Raw genomic sequence first — 15,836 nt, forward strand, 5'->3', positions numbered from 1 at the left:
CCCGGCGCGCGGCTGCACCGAGAATCGCCCCCCATGAAAGCTGCCCGCCGCTCCATCGCCTTCATCTCGGGCGCCCTGCTGTTCTCCTTCTGCATCGGCGCCGCGATGCAGTACGCCAGCACCGGCCTGCCGCGCTCGGTCTACCTCCAGCTGGGCGGCCGCAACAGCCTTCCCGTGATGCTGGGAGAGGCCGTGGCGATCGCCGTGGCGCTGTTCGCCGTGTCGCTGCTGTGGAGCTACGCCACGCTGCGCCCGGCCCGGCGCCGCCACCGGCCCTACGTGGCCTGGATGATGTCCGGCGTCGGCATGGCCTGGGCGGGCTGGCTGATCTTCGGCGCCTTCAGCTTCGCGCTGGAGCCGCGGGCCTATTCGGCGCCGCTGCAGACCGTGCTGCTGTCCTCCAGCGCCGCGCCGCTGTTCGGCGTGCTGAACATCTTCGCCGTGCTCGGCGGCACCTGGCTGGCGGGCCGGCTGGCCAGGCGTCGGCAGCTGGGCCTGCCCACCACGCGCTCGCACCGCCGGCCCGACGGCGAGGCGCCGCCACCGGCGGACGCGGACGCCGCGCCGCGCTGAGGATCCGTCCACCGGCGCCATGAACGGGCGCCCACGGCGGGGGCTTGCGGGTTTCGCCTAGGATTTCGCCATGCCTGTGCTCCCGCGTCCCTTCATGCGTTTCTGTCTCGCGGCCCTGCTGGCCGCCCCGCTGCTGGCCCTGGCCGCGCCTCCCGAAGCCGCCACGGACCATGTGTCGGCACGCCTCGTGTCCAGCCAGGCCGCCGTCGCGCCGGGCCAGCGCTTCACGGTGGCGCTGGCGCAGGACATCAAGCCGCACTGGCACACCTATTGGCTCAACCCCGGCGATTCCGGCCAGGCCACCACGCTGGACTGGAGCGGCGCCGAGGCCGGCCCCATCCAGTGGCCCACGCCCGCCGTGCAGCCCATCGGCCCGCTGGTCAACTACGGCTATGAAGGCCAGGCCGCGCTGCTGGTGGAGCTGGCCGTGCCGGCCGATGCCCGGCCGGGCGGCCGCTTCCGGCCGGTGGCCGAGGTGCGCTGGCTGGTGTGCAAGGACGTCTGCATCCCCGAGCAGGTCAGCCTGGGCCTGGACCTGCCCGTGGTCGCCACCGCCGCGCCGCCCGGCCCGGACGCCGCGCAGATCGAGGAATGGCGCGGCGCCCTCCCCAAGCCGGCGCCGTTCGCGCTGCGGGCCCGGGCCGCGCCGCAGGGCGTGCAGCTGGCCGGCCCGACGGCCGGCGTGAGCCGGGCCTATTTCTTCGCCGACACCTGGGGCGCCATTACCCACAGCGCGCCGCAGCCGCTGCGGGCCGGCGGCGACGGCTGGACGCTGGACCTGGCCGCCGGCGAGGACCCGGTCAAGCCCGGCCAGCCGCTGTCCGGCGTGCTGACGCTGATGACGGACGCCGGCCCGCAGGCCTGGACGGTCAGCGTCCCCATGCCCGAGGGCGCCGGCCAGGGCCCCGGCCCGGCGGACCTGGCCGCGCCGGCCGCCGACACGGCCGGCGCCGCGCCCGAGGCGGGTAGCCTGGGCCTGCTGCCCGCGCTGGCGCTGGCGCTGCTGGGCGGCCTGATCCTGAACCTCATGCCCTGCGTGTTCCCGGTGCTGTCCATCAAGGCGCTGGCGCTGGTGAACCAGGGCGACCACAAGGCCGAGGGCCTGGCCTACACGGCCGGCGTGCTGGCCAGCTTCGCGCTGCTGGCGGCCGTGCTGGTCGCGCTGCGGGCCGGCGGCCAGCAGGTGGGCTGGGGCTTCCAGTTCCACTCGCCGGTGTTCGTGGGCGTGGTGGCCTACCTGCTGTTCGCGGTGGGCCTGAACCTGTCGGGCTTCTTCGACGTCGGCGGCCGCTTCGCCGGCATCGGCTCCGGCCTGGCCGCGAAGCAGGGGCTGGCGGGCAGCTTCTTCACCGGCGTGCTGGCGGCCGTGGTGGCCACGCCCTGCACGGCGCCGTTCATGGGCGCGGCGCTGGCGTTCGCGCTCGCGCAGCCGGCCGCGGTGATGCTGGCCGTGTTCCTGGCGCTGGGCCTGGGCCTGGCGCTGCCCTTCCTGGTGCTGGCCTTCTGGCCGGCCGCGCAGCGCTGGCTGCCGAGCCCCGGCGCGTGGATGGACCGGTTCAAGCAGTTCCTCGCCTTCCCGATGTACGCGGCCGTGGTCTGGCTGCTGTGGGTGCTGGCGCAGCAGGCCGGGCCGGACGGCGTGGCGCTGGCGCTGGGCGGGCTGGTGCTGATCGCGTTCGGCCTGTGGTGGCGCCGCGTCGCGCCCGGCGCGGCGGGCGGGCTGGCGCTGGCCGCCTGCGTGGCGCTGGCGCTGGGCGCGTCGGCCGGGATCAAGCCGGCCGGCGCCGCGGCCGCCAGCGCCGCCACCGGCGAGGCCTACAGCGCCGAGCGCCTGGCCGAGTTGCGCGCGCAGCAGCAGCCGGTGTTCGTCAACATGACGGCGGCGTGGTGCATCTCCTGCCTGGTCAACGAGCGGGTGGCGCTGTCCCGCCCCGAGGTGAAGGACGCCTTCGCCCGCCACGGCGTGGCCTACCTGAAGGGCGACTGGACGCGCGAAGACCCGGCGATCACCGCCGTGCTGAAGGCCCATGGCCGCTCCGGCGTGCCGCTGTACCTCTACTACGCGCCCGGCGCCGCCGAGGCGCAGGTGCTGCCGCAGATCCTGACGCCCGGCCTCGTCGTCGAGGCCGTTTCTGCCACCGTTTCTGCCACCGTTCCCGGGAGTCCGACATGACCTGGCTTCGCCGCAGCCTGCTCGCCACCCTGATCGCGCCGTCGCTGGCGCTCGCCGGCGCCGCCGTGGACGCGCCCGCGCCCGCCTTCACGGCCACGACGGCCGACGGCCAGAGCGTCAGCCTGGCCGACTACCGGGGCCGGACCGTCGTGCTGGAGTGGACCAACCACGACTGCCCCTACGTCAGGAAGCACTACGGCAGCGGCAACATGCAGAAGCAGCAGCAGGCCGCCGCGGCGCAGGGCGTGGTCTGGCTGCAGGTGATCTCGTCGGCCCCGGGCCAGCAGGGCTTCGTGGACGGCGCGACGGCCCGCCGGCTCAACGCCGAGCGCGGCGCCGCGCCCGCCGCCACGCTGCTGGACCCGCAGGGCGCACTCGGCCGCGCCTACGGCGCGCAGACCACGCCGCACCTGTACGTGATCCGGCCGGACGGCCGGCTGGCCTACAAGGGCGGCATCGACAGCATCGCCACGGCCCAGGCGGACGACATCGCCCGCGCCGAGCCCTACGTGACGCAAGCGCTGGCCGCCGTGGCCGCGGGCCGCCCGGTCGAGAAGGCCAGCACGCGGCCGTATGGCTGCTCGGTCAAGTACGCGCGCTGAGGCGCGTCAGAACACCGACAGCCCCGTCTTCGCGACGAACAGCTCCAGCGCCCGGCGGCCCAGCAGCGAGTTGCCGGTGGCGTCCAGCGCGGGCGACCAGACGCACAGCGTGAGCCGGTCCGGCACCACGGCGACGATGCCGCCGCCCACGCCGCTCTTGCACGGCAGGCCGATGCGGAACGCGAACTCGCCGGCCGCGTCGTAGGTGCCGCAGGTCAGCATCAGCGCGTTGACGCGCCGCGCCTGCGCCTCGCTCAGCACCGGCGTGCCGGCCAGCGGGTGGCGGCCGTCGCGGCACAGGTAGCCGGCCGCGCAGGCGACCTGCTCGCAGCTCATCGCGATCGCGCACTGGTTGAAGTACACGTCCAGCACCGTCGCCACGTCGTTGTCCAGCGTGCCGAAGCTCTTCATGAAATGGGCCAGCGCGGCGTTGCGGAAGCCCGTGTCGGCCTCGGAGCGCGCCACCTCGGCGTCGATGTGCACGGGCTCGCCGCACAGCCGCCCGAGCATCGCCAGCAGTTCGGCCTTGGCGTCGCCCAGCGACACGAGGCGGTCCGCCACCGCGATGGCGCCGGCATTGATGAAGGGGTTGCGCGGGATGCCGCGCTCCGTCTCCAGCTGCACCAGCGAGTTGAACGGCCCGCCGGACGGCTCGCGGCCGATGCGCTCCCACAGCGCCTCGTCCAGCGCGCGGATCGCCAGCGTCAGCGAGAACACCTTGGACATGCTCTGGATGGAGAACGGCACCGCGCTGTCGCCGGCCGCGGCCGTCTCGCCCGCGCCGGTGCGCAGCGCGATGCCGAACTGCGCGGGCGACATGCGCGCCAGCGCCGGGATGTAGCGGGCCACCTGGCCGCCGGGCGCGGCGAGCAGCGGGCGCAGCTCGGCGTTGATCTCGTCGAGGATGGGCTGGAAGTTCATGGCGGCGATTCTGGCGCCGGGACAATGGCCGCCATGCAAGCCCTGCTCGACGCCATCGCCGCGATGCCCTTCCCGGCCGACGCCGGCCGCCTCTTCCACGGCCGCGGCGGCCGCTTCCCCGGCTGTGAGCACCTGGCGCTGGACGCCTGGCCGCCGGTGTTGCTGCTGACCAGCTTCCAGCCGCTGGCCGATGCCGCGCTGGCGGCGGTCGGCGACGCGCTCGCCGCGCGCTGGCGCGAGGTCGCGCCCGCGGGCGCGCCGCTGAACTGGGTCTACCAGTGCCGCGGCGAGGCCGCCGTGACGCGGCTGATGGCCGGCGCCGTGCCCGAGCCGCACGTCGTCACGGAGGCCGGCACGCGCTACCTCGTCCACCTGCTGCGCGGGCAGAACCACGGCCTGTTCCTGGACATGGCCGAGGGCCGGCGCTGGGTGCGCGCGCAGGTGGCGCCCGGCGCCCGGGTGCTGAACCTGTTCGCCTACACCTGCGCGTTCTCGGTGGTGGCGCTGCAGGCCGGCGCGGCCGAGGTGGTGAACGTGGACATGGCCTCGGGCGCGCTGGCCATCGGCCGCCGCAACCACGAGCTCAACGGCGTGGCCGCCGGCGCGAAGTTCCTGGCGCACGACCTCTTCAACTCCTGGGGCAAGCTGACCCGCGGCGGCCCCTACGACCTGGTCGTCTGCGACCCGCCGAGCTTCCAGAAGGGCAGCTTCGTCGCCAGCAAGGACTATGCGCGGCTCGCGCGGCGCCTGCCCGCGCTGCTGGCGCCCGGCGGGCAGGCGCTGCTGTGCCTGAATGCGCCGGAGCTGGGCGAGGCCTTCCTGCGCGACGTGATGGCGGAACACGCGCCGGCGCTGGCCTGCACCGGGCGGGTGGCGAACCCGGCGGCGTTCGCGGACGTGTCGGCGGACCGGGGGCTGAAGGTGCTGGCCTACCGCGCGGTGGCCTGAAAAGCCGCGCTGCCGCCGCGCTATTCGCCGCCACCGCCGCGGCGGCCGGGCCTAGCATGGCCCGCATGCCGCCGCGCTCCGCCTTCCTCCTTGCCGCCGTGCTGGCGCTGGCCGGCTGCGGCGCGCCCAGCCAGACGCGCTCCATGGCCGTCGCGCCGGGCGACGCGCTGCAGCTGCGCGGCTGGCTGCCTGCGGCGCTGAAGGGCCGGGTCGGCCTGGCCCCGGTGCAGGGCGGCGCCGAGACCGACCGCTGGTGGGGCTCGCGCGTCAGCACGGCCGCGCTGCAGCAGGCGCTGGAGGACTCGCTGCACGCCGTGGACCTGCGCCCCGCCACGCCCGAGCCGGCGCCGCGCTTCGAGCTGCGGGCCGAACTGCTGGCGCTGGAGCAGCCGCCGCTGCCGGTGGCCGAGGTGACGGTCACCGCCGCCGTGCGCTACACGCTGACCGACCTGGCCAGCGGCCGGGTGCTCTACCTGCGCCGCGTCGCCAGCGCCGGCAGCGCGGGCCTGGGCGAGGCCGTGCTGTCGCCGTCCGAGCGGCTGCGCCTGGCCAACGAGCGCGCGCTGCGCGCCGGCATCGGGCTGATGCTGCGCGACCTCGTCAGGCTGGAGATCTGAGCTCGTGCCGGCGCCGGCCGGCCGTGGCCCAAAGCGCCAGCGCGCAGGCGCAGCCCAGCAGGCTGGCGGCGCCGAAGAACACCATCATCGCGTCGTAGCCCGCCGGGTTGGCGGCGCTGGCGCCGGCGCGGTCGTTCAGCCAGCCGGCGGCCAGGTTGGCGCCGCTGATGCCGGCGTTCTGCGCCACCCACATCAGGCCGATGGCGGTGCCGAAGCGGCCGGGCGCGACCAGCCGGCTGGCCAGCGGCCACATGACCGCGGGCACCAGCGAGAAGCTGACGCCGATCAGCAGCGTCGACACCCACAGCGGCCACGGCGTCAGCGCCATCACGGCCAGCGCCGCTGGCAGCGCCAGCGCGCCGAGCGCCAGGAACGGCGCGTAGCGGCCGGCGCGGTCGCACAGCCAGCCGAAGGCCGGCGTGGCGAACACGGCGGCCAGGAACACATGGCTGTTCATCTGCCCGGCGGCGGCCAGGTCCAGCCCGTGCACGTGCTGGAAGTACTTGATGGCGAAGGTGCTGCGGAAGGCCAGCATCACCGAGTACCACAGCACGCACAGCGCCAGCAGGTACCAGTAGGCGCGGCCGAAGTGCAGCAGGTCGCGCCAGGCGAAGGCCTCGGCGCCCCGGCCCGTGGGCAGCAGCCCGGCGCGGCGCGGCGCGCGGTCCACCCACCAGTAGGCCAGCGCGGCGGCGAAGGACAGCGCCGCCAGCGCCGTGGCGATCAGCAGCGGCGGCTGCCAGCCCTGCGCATAGGCCGCGGCGAACCAGGTGGGCGACATGTCGGCGCCGAACGAGCCCAGCCGGCCGACGGCCAGCGCCAGGCCCATCGCGAACGCGAGGCTGCGGCCGCCGAAGTAGTCGGCGATGGCCGCCAGCGTGGCGATGCCGAAGGTCTCCGCACCGATGCCGAACAGCAGCCGCCCCGCGGCCATACCGGCGAAGCCGGGGCTGAGCGCCGTCAGCGCCGCGCCGGCCAGGCAGACGGCGGCGGTCCACAGCGTCATGCGCGCGGCGCCGAAGCGGTCCACCAGCACGCCGCCCACCAGGATGAGCACGACGTTGGGCAGGCTGTAGATGGCGTTCAGCAGACCGACCTGGCTGTCGCTGAAGCCGCGCTGCCGTTGCAGCAGGTCGGCCACCGGGCCGATGGCGTCGTAGACGTAGTAGTTGCCGAACAGTGCCAGCGCGACCAGCGCGCCGACCAGCCACGCGGTGGCGCGGGCGGGGCGGGGGGCGCTCACAGCTTGCGGTGGCCGAGGGCCGGCAGCTGCTGGCGCACCTGGGCCAGCCGGGCGGCGTCCACGTCGGCCAGCACCACGCCCTCGCCTTCGGGCAGCACGCCCAGCACCTCGCCCCAGGGGTCCACGACCATGCTGTGGCCCCAGGTGCGGCGGCCGTTCTCGTGCCGGCCGCCCTGGGCGGGCGCGACGACGTAGCACTGGTTCTCCACGGCGCGGGCGCGCAGCAGCAGCTCCCAGTGCTTCTCGCCGGTGGTGTGGGTGAAGGCGGCCGGCACGGCGACCAGGTCGCAGGGGTTGTAGGCGCGGTACAGCTCGGGGAAGCGCAGGTCGTAGCAGACCGACAGGCCCACCCGCAGCCGTTCGCCCTGGCTCTCGGCCTCGAAGGCCACCGGCCGGCTGCCCGGCTCCAGCACGCGCGCCTCGTCGTAGCTCTCGCGGCCGTTGTCGTAGGCGAACAGGTGGATCTTGTCGTAGCGCGCCGCCACCTCGCCGGCGGGCGAGAACACCAGCGTGGTATTGCGCACCCGCTCCGGCGCGGCCGCCTGCATCGGCAGCGTGCCGCCGATGACCCACAACCCCAGCTCGCGCGCCGCGCGCGCCAGCATGGCCTGGACGGGGCCGTCGCCGGGCGTCTCGGCGTGGGCCAGCTTGTCGCTGTCCTGGTGGCCCATCAGGCAGAAATACTCCGGCAGCGCCGCGAGCCGGGCGCCCTGGGCGGCGGCGGATTCGAGCAGGCGGCGGGCGGTGGCGAGGTTGGCGGCCAGGTCGGGGCCGGACACCATCTGGCAGGCAGCGATCTTCATGGGAGCGATTCTCCGGGTTGGGCGGCGCTGGCCGGGGCGACGGCCTTCTCCACCTTCTCGACCCTGGGATCCTCCCAGGTGCCGGTGATGCGGAACTCGCGCGTGTTGGCGGCGGCCACCGGGCGGCTCAGGATGAGCTGCGCGAGGAAGGCGCCCAGCGCGACGGCGGGGTTGATGGCGGCGTAGGCCAGCGACGCGCCGCCGGCCGACACCTCCGGCACGACGACCACGCGCAGCTGCTGCGTCTCGGCGGCCAGGTCGGTGCTGCCCTCGACCAGCACGGCGGCCTGCAGGCCGCGGATGCGGATGTTGTCGCTGCGCGCCACGCCGGCGGCGATGGCCACGTCGCCGGTCACGCCGTCGAAGGTGAAGCCCTCGGCGAACACGTCGCGGAAGTCCAGCAGCAGCCGGCGCGGCAGCGACTGCAGGCTCAGCACGCCCAGCAGCCGCCCGACGCCGGGCTCCACCTTCAGGAAGGTGCCGGTGTCCAGCTGCATGTGCAGCGCGCCGGCCATGCTGGGGTAGTGCGGCGCCAGCGGCGAGCCGTCCCAGCCGACCTGGCCGGCCAGGCGCCCCTTGCCGCCGCGCAGCACCTGGCCCTGGCCCAGCCGCTCCAGCAGCCGGCCGGCGTCGGCGACGTCCAGCGTCCAGTCCAGCTGCGTGCGGCGCCGGCCGGCGGCGCCGCCCCAGCGGCCGCTGGCGTTGAGCGTGGCCTCGGGCGCGTGGAGCTGCAGGGCCTGCAGCGTCCAGTCGCGCGCGGCAGCCGGCGCCTGCGCGCGCACCAGCAGCCGGCCCAGGCGCCGGCCGGCCAGCTCGAAGTCGTCCACCTCGATGTCCAGCGACGGCAGCGGCGCGCCGCCGCCGTCCGCGCCCGCCGGGGCCATGAGCTCGCCGACCGGGTCGGCCTGCGCGCGCGGCAGCGCCAGCCGCGTCAGCCGCGCCTGCACGGCGTCCACGCGGCCGTCGCGCACGCCCTGGAGGTCGATGCGGCCGGCGGCCTGCGCGGCGTCCACGTCGATGCGCCAGTGCGCGCCGTCGCGCGCCGCGGTGGCCGCCACCGCGCCCAACTGCCGCCCGTGCAGCGTCAGCGCCTGGCTGCGCAGCGCGATCCGGCTGGGCAGCAGGCCGGCGGCGTCGCCGGCCCCGCCCTCCGCGCCGGTGTCGCCGGCCAGCGCGGCCAGCCGCTGCCGCCAGGCGTCCAGGTCCAGGCTGGCCGTGTCGACTTGCAGCAGCACGCCGCTGGCGGGCAGCGCGGGCAGCCGGTCCTGCACCGCGACGGCGCCGCGCAGCACCCGCGCCGCGCCGCCAGACACGTCGCGCTGCAGCTGCGCCTGCAGCAGCGCCGCGCCCGGGGCGCCCAGTTCCAGCCGCAGCTCGTCGCGCTCCGCGCCGGTGGGCGACACCAGCAGCCGCAGCGGCAGCGCGGCGTCGGCCTCCTTGCGGGCCGGCGCGGGCAGGTCCAGCGCCAGGCCCTGCAGCGTGCTGAACAGGCTCAGCTCGGCGGCGCCGGTCCTGGGGACGGCGATCTGGAAGCGGTAGGCGGCCTGGCCGCTGGCGGCCTGCGCGTAGCGCGCGGCGGCGCCCAGCTCGGCGGCGTGGCGCAGGCCCTCGGCGGTGGCCTGGCCCTGCACGGTGAAGCGCAGGCCGCCGCCGGGCTGGGTGCCGCCGTCGAGCGCCGCCTCGCCGCCCAGCAGCCGGGCCGTCACGCCGGCCAGCTGCAGGCCGTGGCCGTCGAAGTCGACGCGGCCGCGCACGCCGCCCAGCGGCGGCAGCTCGGGGCGCAGCCGCAGGTCCACGCCGCCGAACTGCAGCTGGCCCTTGACGGCGGTCCGCGCCGGGTCGTCCAGCGGGATGGTCAGGCCCAGCTTCAGCGCCACGCCGCCCTGCGCGGCGGCCGGCCGCAGCGCGTGGCCCAGCCACTCGTCCAGCGGCGAGGCGCGCACGAAGGCCAGCAGCTCCGCGCCGCCGCCGCGGCCGCCGCCCTCCAGCGCCAGCACGCGCTCGTGGTGCAGGTCGCGGATGCCGCCGGCCACGCCGGCCAGCTCGTAGCCCAGCACGCGGGCGCGGCCGTCGCGGATCTGCAGCGCGGCCCTGTCGAACACCACGTCGGCGTCCACGCCCTCCAGCGCCGGCCAGGCCGTGCCGGCGTCGCCGGGCGGCACATAGGCCAGCCGGACGCCGCGCGCCTGCGTGGCGACGCGGAAGATGCCGCTGGCGCGCGGCTGGTCGAACGGGAACTCGGCCAGCTCGCCGCGCAGGCGCACCGTGGTGTTGCGCGCCTCGCCGGCCAGCAGCGCGCCGGCCAGGTAGCGGCGCGTGTCCGTCAGGTGCTGCGGCACGTAGCGGGCCACGCGCGTCGCGTCCACGCGGCCGGCGCGGCCGGCGAGGTCCAGGAAGCCCGGCCCGGTGGCGCCGGCCGCTCGCCGCCACGTGGCCTCGAACTCGCCGTTCAGGTCGGGCGACTGCAGCCGCACCTCGCGCAGCCGCAGCGTCACCTCGCCGGGCGTCCGGGCGTCCGGGGCCGCCGGGGGCAGCTGCCAGCTGAGCTGCGTGGACAGCCGCGTGACCGGCAGCACCGGGTCCTCGAACAGCCCGGGCAGCGCCAGCGCGCCGTCGCGCACCGTCAGCCGCGCCTGGCCGCCGCGCTCGCTGGCGTCCAGCGCCAGCGCGGCGCCGCGCAGCCCGGGGCGGCCGGCGTGGCCGTCCGGCGCGGCGGTGCCGGCCGCGACGGCCAGGCCGTCCACCTGCGCCTTCACGCGGTAGCTGCGCGGCGCGTCCAGCGGGCCCTGCCAGCGGGCGGACAGCGCGGTCAGCACGCCCTGGGGCTGCAGCTCGGCCAGCAGCGCGTGCGCGCGCTCGCCCAGCGGCAGGCGCCGGGCGATCTGCGCCATCAGCGCGAAGTCCAGCCGCTGCGCGTCCACCTCGCCGCCCAGCACCTGGTCCTGCGGCCCGAGCTGCAGCGCGACGCCCCAGTCCGAGCGCGGCCAGGCCACGCCGTCGCCGCTGACGAAGCCCAGCTGCTGCGCGCGCAGGCTCAGCGCGTCGCGGCTGCGGGCCAGCTCCAGCCGGCCCTCGATGCGGTCCAGGTCCAGCGCCGGGCCGGTGGCCAGCAGCTTCAGCCGCACGGCGCGCAGCGCCAGGTCCAGCGTCGCGCCGACGGGCCGGCCGTCCTTGAACTGGCCCCAGGCGCGCACGGCGCCGTCGCCCTCGCTGAGCTGGAAGGGCAGGTCCACGTGGCGGCGCAGCTGGCGCAGGTCGGCGCGCGGCAGCTCGGCGTAGAGCTGGCCGCTCCAGTGCCGGAACTCGCCGGGCCGCTTGAGCAGGCGCTGCGTGAACCGGCCGCGCAGCGTGAAGCGCCGGCCCCAGTCGGCGGGGGGCGTGGCGTCCAGCCGCAGCGCGTGGCGGCGCAGGCCGTTGCGCATGACGAAGTGGAGGTCGGACAGCGCCAGCGGCCGCGCGTCGGCGCGCGTCTCGTCCACCCAGCGCACGCGGCCGCCGACGATGGCCAGCTCCGGCTGGCTGAACAGCCAGTCCAGCGCCGCCTCGGTGGCGCCGGTGTCGATGCGCTCGGCGCCGTCCAGCCCCAGCCCGCCGACGAACAGCCGGCCCTGGGCGTCGCGGCGGATGGTCAGCTCGGGCTTGTCCACCAGCAGCTGCGAGAAGCGCGGCTGCAGCACGACCAGCGACTGCGCCGACAGCACCGCCGCCACGCGCGGCAGCCGCAGGCCCGGGCGGCCGGCGGCGTCCAGCACCTGCACGTCGCCCAGCTCCATGCGCGGCATCCAGCCGCCGGACTCGACGCGGAGCCGGCCGATGCGCAGCTCCACCCCCAGGGTCTTTGAGGCTTCCCGCTCCAGCCAGGGGCGCCAGTCGTCGGCGTGCGGGAGAATGACCCAGTGCAACACGCCCCAGGCCGCCGCCCCCACCGCCCACAGCAGCGCCAGCAGCAGCAAGGCCCAGCGCAGCGCCACCCAGCACAGGCGCAGGGGCCGGCCGGCGGCGCGGGAGCAGTGATGGAGGGCGGCCGAGAGGAAGTCAGACACGTTCTGTCTTGGGCACGGGGAATCGGCCGGCAGGCAATCTAGCAGAAAGGGATTGTGAGTGACCGTCTGCGCTGACCACAGCCGCTTCGTGCAGCGGGTGCGCCGCCGCTATGCGGCCGAGCTGCCGCTGCTGCCGCCGGGCCTGCCCGGGCGGGCCGAGATCGCGGCGTTGATCGACACGCTGGCGGCCGGCCGGCCGCTGGCCAGCAGCCTGCGCGTGGCCCGCCACCTGGTGCTGGAGCGGCTGGCGGTGCTGGACATCGAGCAGCACGCCGGCGTGGCCGACGTGACGCTGGCGATGACCCACCTGGCCGAGGTCACGCTGGACCGTGCGCTGGCCGCCGCGCGCGCCGAGCTGGACGGGATCCACGGCGCGCCGCGCACCGCCGACGGCGGCGACATCGCCTTCTGGGTGCTGGGCATGGGCAAGCTGGGGGCGCGCGAGCTGAACGTGTCGTCCGACATCGATCTGATCTACGTCTACGAGGACGACGGCGCCACGCACGGCGCGCGGCCGGTGTCGGCGCACGAGTATTTCGCCAACGTGGCCAAGCGCCTGTACGCGCTGATCGGCGACGTGACCGACGACGGCCAGGTGTTCCGCGTCGACCTGGCGCTGCGCCCCAACGGCAAGAGCGGCCCGCCGGTGGTCAGCCTGGCGATGCTGGAGGAGTACTTCCTCGTGCAGGGCCGCGAGTGGGAGCGCTTCGCGTGGCTGAAGAGCCGCGTCGTCGCGCCGCTGGCCGGCCCGGGCGCGCCGGGCGACCCGCGCACGCTGGCGCTGCGCGACCTCGTCACGCCCTTCGTCTACCGCCGCTACCTGGACTACGGCGTGTTCGAGGGCCTGCGCCAGCTGCACGGCAAGGTGCGCAGCGAGGCCAAGGCGCGCGCCGCCGGCCGGCCCGAGCGGGCCAACGACGTGAAGCTCTCGCGCGGCGGCATCCGCGAGATCGAGTTCATCGTGCAGCTGCTGCAGGTGGTGCGCGGCGGCCAGTTCCCGGAGATCCGCACCCGCTCCACCGTCAAGGCGCTGGCCCAGCTGGCCGCGCGCGGGCTGATGAAGGCCGAGACCGCGCAGCGCCTGGGCGAGGCCTATGTGTTCCTGCGCCGGGTCGAGCACCGCATCCAGTTCCTGGACGACCAGCAGACCCACTGCCTGCCGCAGGCCGACGCCGACCTGGCCTGGATCGCCGCGTCGCTGCCGCTGCCGGACGCCTGCGCGCTGTTCGGCCGGCTGTGCGACGTGCGCGAGCTGGTGGCCACCGAGTTCGACGCGCTGCTGCACGAGGGCGGCGACAGGCCGGCCGGCGGCTGCAAGGGCGGCCAGTGCGGCGGCCCGGCGCCAGCGGTGGACGGCGAGGACTTCCTGCACGGCCTGCCCGAGCCGCTGGCCGCGGCCGTGCGGGCGCTGGCCGACGGCCCGCGCGTGCAGGGGCTGCGCGAGGAATCGCGCCAGCGGCTGGCCCGGCTGTTCCAGCGCGCCGCGCAGGCCGTGGCGGCCGGGGAGTGCACGCTGGACGCCGCGCTGCGCTTCGTCGACTGGGTGGGCCCGCTGCTGCGCCGCGAGAGCTACCTGGCGCTGCTGGTCGAGCGCCCGGCGGTGCAGCAGCGGCTGCTGCGGCTGCTGGGCCTGGCGCGCTGGCCGATGCGCTACCTGATGCAGCACCCCGGCGTCATCGACGAGCTGGCCGACCCGCTGCTGCTGACGGCCCGCTTCGACCGCGACGCCTTCCTGGCCGACCTCGGCGAGCGCGAGCAGGGCTGGGCGCGCAGCGGCCAGGCGGACGAGGAGTCGCTGCTGGACACGCTGCGCCGCGCCCACCATGCCGAGGTGTTCCGCACGCTGGTGCGCGACGTGGAGGGCCGCATCAGCGTCGAGCAGGTGGCCGACGACCTGTCGCTGCTGGCCGACGCGGTGCTGCAGCTGGCCATCGGCTGGGCCTGGCGCCGCTTCGGCAAGGCGCACCGGCCCGACCCGCGCCTGGCCGTCATCGCCTACGGCAAGCTGGGCGGCAAGGAGCTGGGCTACGGCGGCGACCTGGACGTGGTGTTCGTCTTCGACGACGACGACGAGAACGCCACCGAGATCTACGGCGCCTTCGTGCGCCGGCTGATCACCTGGCTGACGCTGCGCACGGCGGCCGGCGAGCTGTTCGACATCGACACCGCGCTGCGGCCCAACGGCAACTCGGGGCTGCTGGTCACGTCGCTGGACCAGTTCGAGGCCTACCAGACCGGCCGCGGCAGCAACACCGCATGGACCTGGGAGCACCAGGCCATCACGCGGGCGCGCTTCTGCGCCGGCGACGCCCGGCTGGCGCCGCGCTGCGAGGCGGTGCGCCGCCAGGTGCTGACCGCGCCGCGCGACGCCGACGCACTGCGGCGCGAGGTGCAGGCCATGCGCGAGAAGGTGCGCGCCGCGCGGCCGGTGCGGGCCGGGCTGTTCGACGTCAAGCACAGCGAGGGCGGCATGATGGACGCCGAGTTCGCGGTGCAGTACCTGGTGCTGGCCCATGCGGCCGCGCACCCGGCGCTGCAGGACGACCTCGGCAACATCGCGCTGCTGCGCCTGGCCGAGACGCTGGGTCTGCTGCCGGCCGGCGTGGGCGCGGCGGCGGCGGACGCCTACCGCGAGCTGCGCCGGGTGCAGCACCGCGCGCGGCTGGACGAGCAATCGACGGCGCTGGACGCCGAGGCCGCCGCGCCGCTGGCGGCGCATCGGGACGCGGTGCGGGCACTGTGGCGGGCCGTGTTTGGTTGACGCTGTGCGCGGCGCTGGCCGCGCTGTCGCTGCTGGCCTGGCCGCTGCCGCGCGCGGCGCTGGACTGGCAGGCCGGCCTGGCCGCGGCGCAGCCCTGGCGCGCCGCGACGGCGGCCTTCGTGCACTGGACGCCGACCCACCTGGCCGCCAACCTCGCCGGCTGCGCCGTCGTCGCGCTGCTGGGCTGGCGCGCCGCGCTGGGCCGCCGCGAGGCCGCCGCCGGCCTGGTCGCGCTGCCGCTGGCGCAGCTGGGCCTGCTGCTGCGGCCCGACCTGCCGCGTTACGCCGGCCTGTCCGGCGCGCTGCATGCGCTGGCCGCCATCGCCGCGCTGGCGCTGCTGGCGCGGCGCGGCCGCGAGCGCTGGATCGGCGCGGCCGTCGCCGCCGGCCTGGCCGCCAAGCTGGCGCTGGAGCAGCCGTTCGGCCCGGCGCTGCGTGCCACCGCCGGCTTCGACTTCGCGGTGGCGCCGTTCGCCCACCTCAGCGGCGCCATCGCCGGCGCCATCGCCTGGCGGCTGACAATGCGCGCCGGCCAACCAACAAGGAACCCGCATGGGACGTGAAGCCAGCTGCACCGCCCGCGTGGGCGGCGAGACCGCGGAACTCACCGCGCTGCTCGAATCCACCACCATCGTGCTGCGCGGCGCGATCCGGCGCAAATGGGCCATCGCCGCGCTGCAGGGCCTGCGCGTGGTCGGCGGCGAGCTGCTGTTCGACGCGGACGGCGAGGCCGTCGCGCTGGCGCTGGGCGAGAAGGAGGCCGGCAAGTGGCTGGCCAAGCTGCAGGCGCCGCCGCCGACGCTGGCCGCCAAGCTGGGCGTCAGCGCCGAGAACCCGGCGCTGCTGATCGGCCCGACCGTCGGCCCGCTGGACCCGGCGCTGGCCGAGGCGCTGGCGCAGGGCCTGACCGGCAACGTGAAGGCCGCGCGCATGCTGGTGGCCGTGATCAGCAAGCCCGGCGAGCTGGAGCGCATGGCCGAGTTCCACGCGGCGATGATCTGCAAGACCGTCTGGGTGGTGCACCCGAAGGGGCCGGGGGCCTTCCCGTCCGACGGCGAGGTGCGCGCCGCGATGCGTGGCTGGGGCTATGTGGACAACAAGAGCTGCGCCGTGTCGGAGCGGCTGACGGCCACGCGCTACGTCCGCCGCTAG

12 protein-coding genes are annotated in these 15,836 nt (G+C 76.1%); 8 read left to right on the top strand and 4 right to left on the bottom strand.

From position 1 onward, the window contains the following. The first annotated feature begins 33 nt into the window (after window positions 1–33). The 3 genes from QM788_RS07535 (at window position 34) to QM788_RS07545 (ending at window position 3,348) form a co-directional block, all read left to right on the top strand. Window positions 34–573, top strand: a complete 540-nt coding sequence (locus tag QM788_RS07535; RefSeq protein WP_415660868.1) for a hypothetical protein — start codon at window positions 34–36, stop codon at window positions 571–573. Between the two features lie 70 nt (window positions 574–643). Next, window positions 644–2,746: a protein-disulfide reductase DsbD family protein gene (locus QM788_RS07540; protein ID WP_415660869.1), complete on the top strand. Its 2,103-nt coding sequence runs from the start codon at window positions 644–646 to the stop codon at window positions 2,744–2,746. Further along, window positions 2,743–3,348, top strand: coding sequence for a redoxin domain-containing protein (locus tag QM788_RS07545; protein WP_415660870.1), 606 nt, complete (start codon window positions 2,743–2,745; stop codon window positions 3,346–3,348). Before QM788_RS07540 ends, QM788_RS07545 begins: the two co-directional genes overlap by 4 nt. Window positions 3,349–3,354: 6 nt before the next feature. Here the strand turns inward: QM788_RS07545 and QM788_RS07550 are convergent, their stop codons facing one another. Further along, window positions 3,355–4,269 (bottom strand): glutaminase, encoded by a 915-nt coding sequence (locus QM788_RS07550; RefSeq protein WP_415660871.1) that lies wholly within the window; start codon window positions 4,267–4,269, stop codon window positions 3,355–3,357. Between the two features lie 33 nt (window positions 4,270–4,302). Between QM788_RS07550 and QM788_RS07555 the strand changes: the two genes are divergently transcribed. Next, the gene (locus tag QM788_RS07555) at window positions 4,303–5,217 is read left to right on the top strand and encodes a class I SAM-dependent methyltransferase (protein ID WP_415660872.1); all 915 of its coding nucleotides are present in this window, start codon (window positions 4,303–4,305) and stop codon (window positions 5,215–5,217) included. A gap of 65 nt (window positions 5,218–5,282) precedes the next feature. Beyond that, entirely contained in the window at window positions 5,283–5,834 is a 552-nt protein-coding gene (locus tag QM788_RS07560; RefSeq protein WP_415660873.1) for a hypothetical protein, read from the top strand. Here the strand turns inward: QM788_RS07560 and QM788_RS07565 are convergent. Genes QM788_RS07565 through QM788_RS07575 form a run of 3 tightly spaced genes read right to left on the bottom strand, consistent with a single transcriptional unit; the run spans window position 5,818 to window position 11,923 of the window. After that, window positions 5,818–7,077 carry an MFS transporter gene (locus tag QM788_RS07565; protein ID WP_415660874.1) on the bottom strand — a complete coding sequence of 420 codons (1,260 nt, stop codon included), beginning with the start codon at window positions 7,075–7,077 and terminating at the stop codon, window positions 5,818–5,820. The two genes, QM788_RS07560 and QM788_RS07565, sit on opposite strands and share 17 nt — an antisense overlap. After that, entirely contained in the window at window positions 7,074–7,880 is an 807-nt protein-coding gene (locus QM788_RS07570; RefSeq protein ID WP_415660875.1) for a carbon-nitrogen hydrolase family protein, read from the bottom strand. Before QM788_RS07570 ends, QM788_RS07565 begins: the two co-directional genes overlap by 4 nt. Beyond that, window positions 7,877–11,923: a YhdP family protein gene (locus tag QM788_RS07575; RefSeq protein ID WP_415660876.1), complete on the bottom strand. Its 4,047-nt coding sequence runs from the start codon at window positions 11,921–11,923 to the stop codon at window positions 7,877–7,879. The genes QM788_RS07570 and QM788_RS07575 overlap by 4 nt, the downstream gene beginning before the upstream one ends. A gap of 58 nt (window positions 11,924–11,981) precedes the next feature. Here QM788_RS07575 and glnE point away from each other — a divergent pair, with 58 nt between their 5' ends. From glnE to QM788_RS07590, 3 genes are read left to right on the top strand one after another with little or no spacing between them, the layout of a single operon-like run. Further along, window positions 11,982–14,684 carry a bifunctional [glutamate--ammonia ligase]-adenylyl-L-tyrosine phosphorylase/[glutamate--ammonia-ligase] adenylyltransferase gene (gene glnE, locus QM788_RS07580; RefSeq protein ID WP_415660877.1) on the top strand — a complete coding sequence of 901 codons (2,703 nt, stop codon included), beginning with the start codon at window positions 11,982–11,984 and terminating at the stop codon, window positions 14,682–14,684. Continuing rightward, window positions 14,681–15,247 (top strand): rhombosortase, encoded by a 567-nt coding sequence (gene rrtA, locus QM788_RS07585; protein WP_415660878.1) that lies wholly within the window; start codon window positions 14,681–14,683, stop codon window positions 15,245–15,247. The genes glnE and rrtA overlap by 4 nt, the downstream gene beginning before the upstream one ends. Continuing rightward, window positions 15,237–15,836 carry a hypothetical protein gene (locus tag QM788_RS07590; RefSeq protein ID WP_415660879.1) on the top strand — a complete coding sequence of 200 codons (600 nt, stop codon included), beginning with the start codon at window positions 15,237–15,239 and terminating at the stop codon, window positions 15,834–15,836. The genes rrtA and QM788_RS07590 overlap by 11 nt, the downstream gene beginning before the upstream one ends.

This window comes from Roseateles sp. (assembly GCF_047654785.1).
GTDB lineage: Bacteria > Pseudomonadota > Gammaproteobacteria > Burkholderiales > Burkholderiaceae_C > Pelomonas.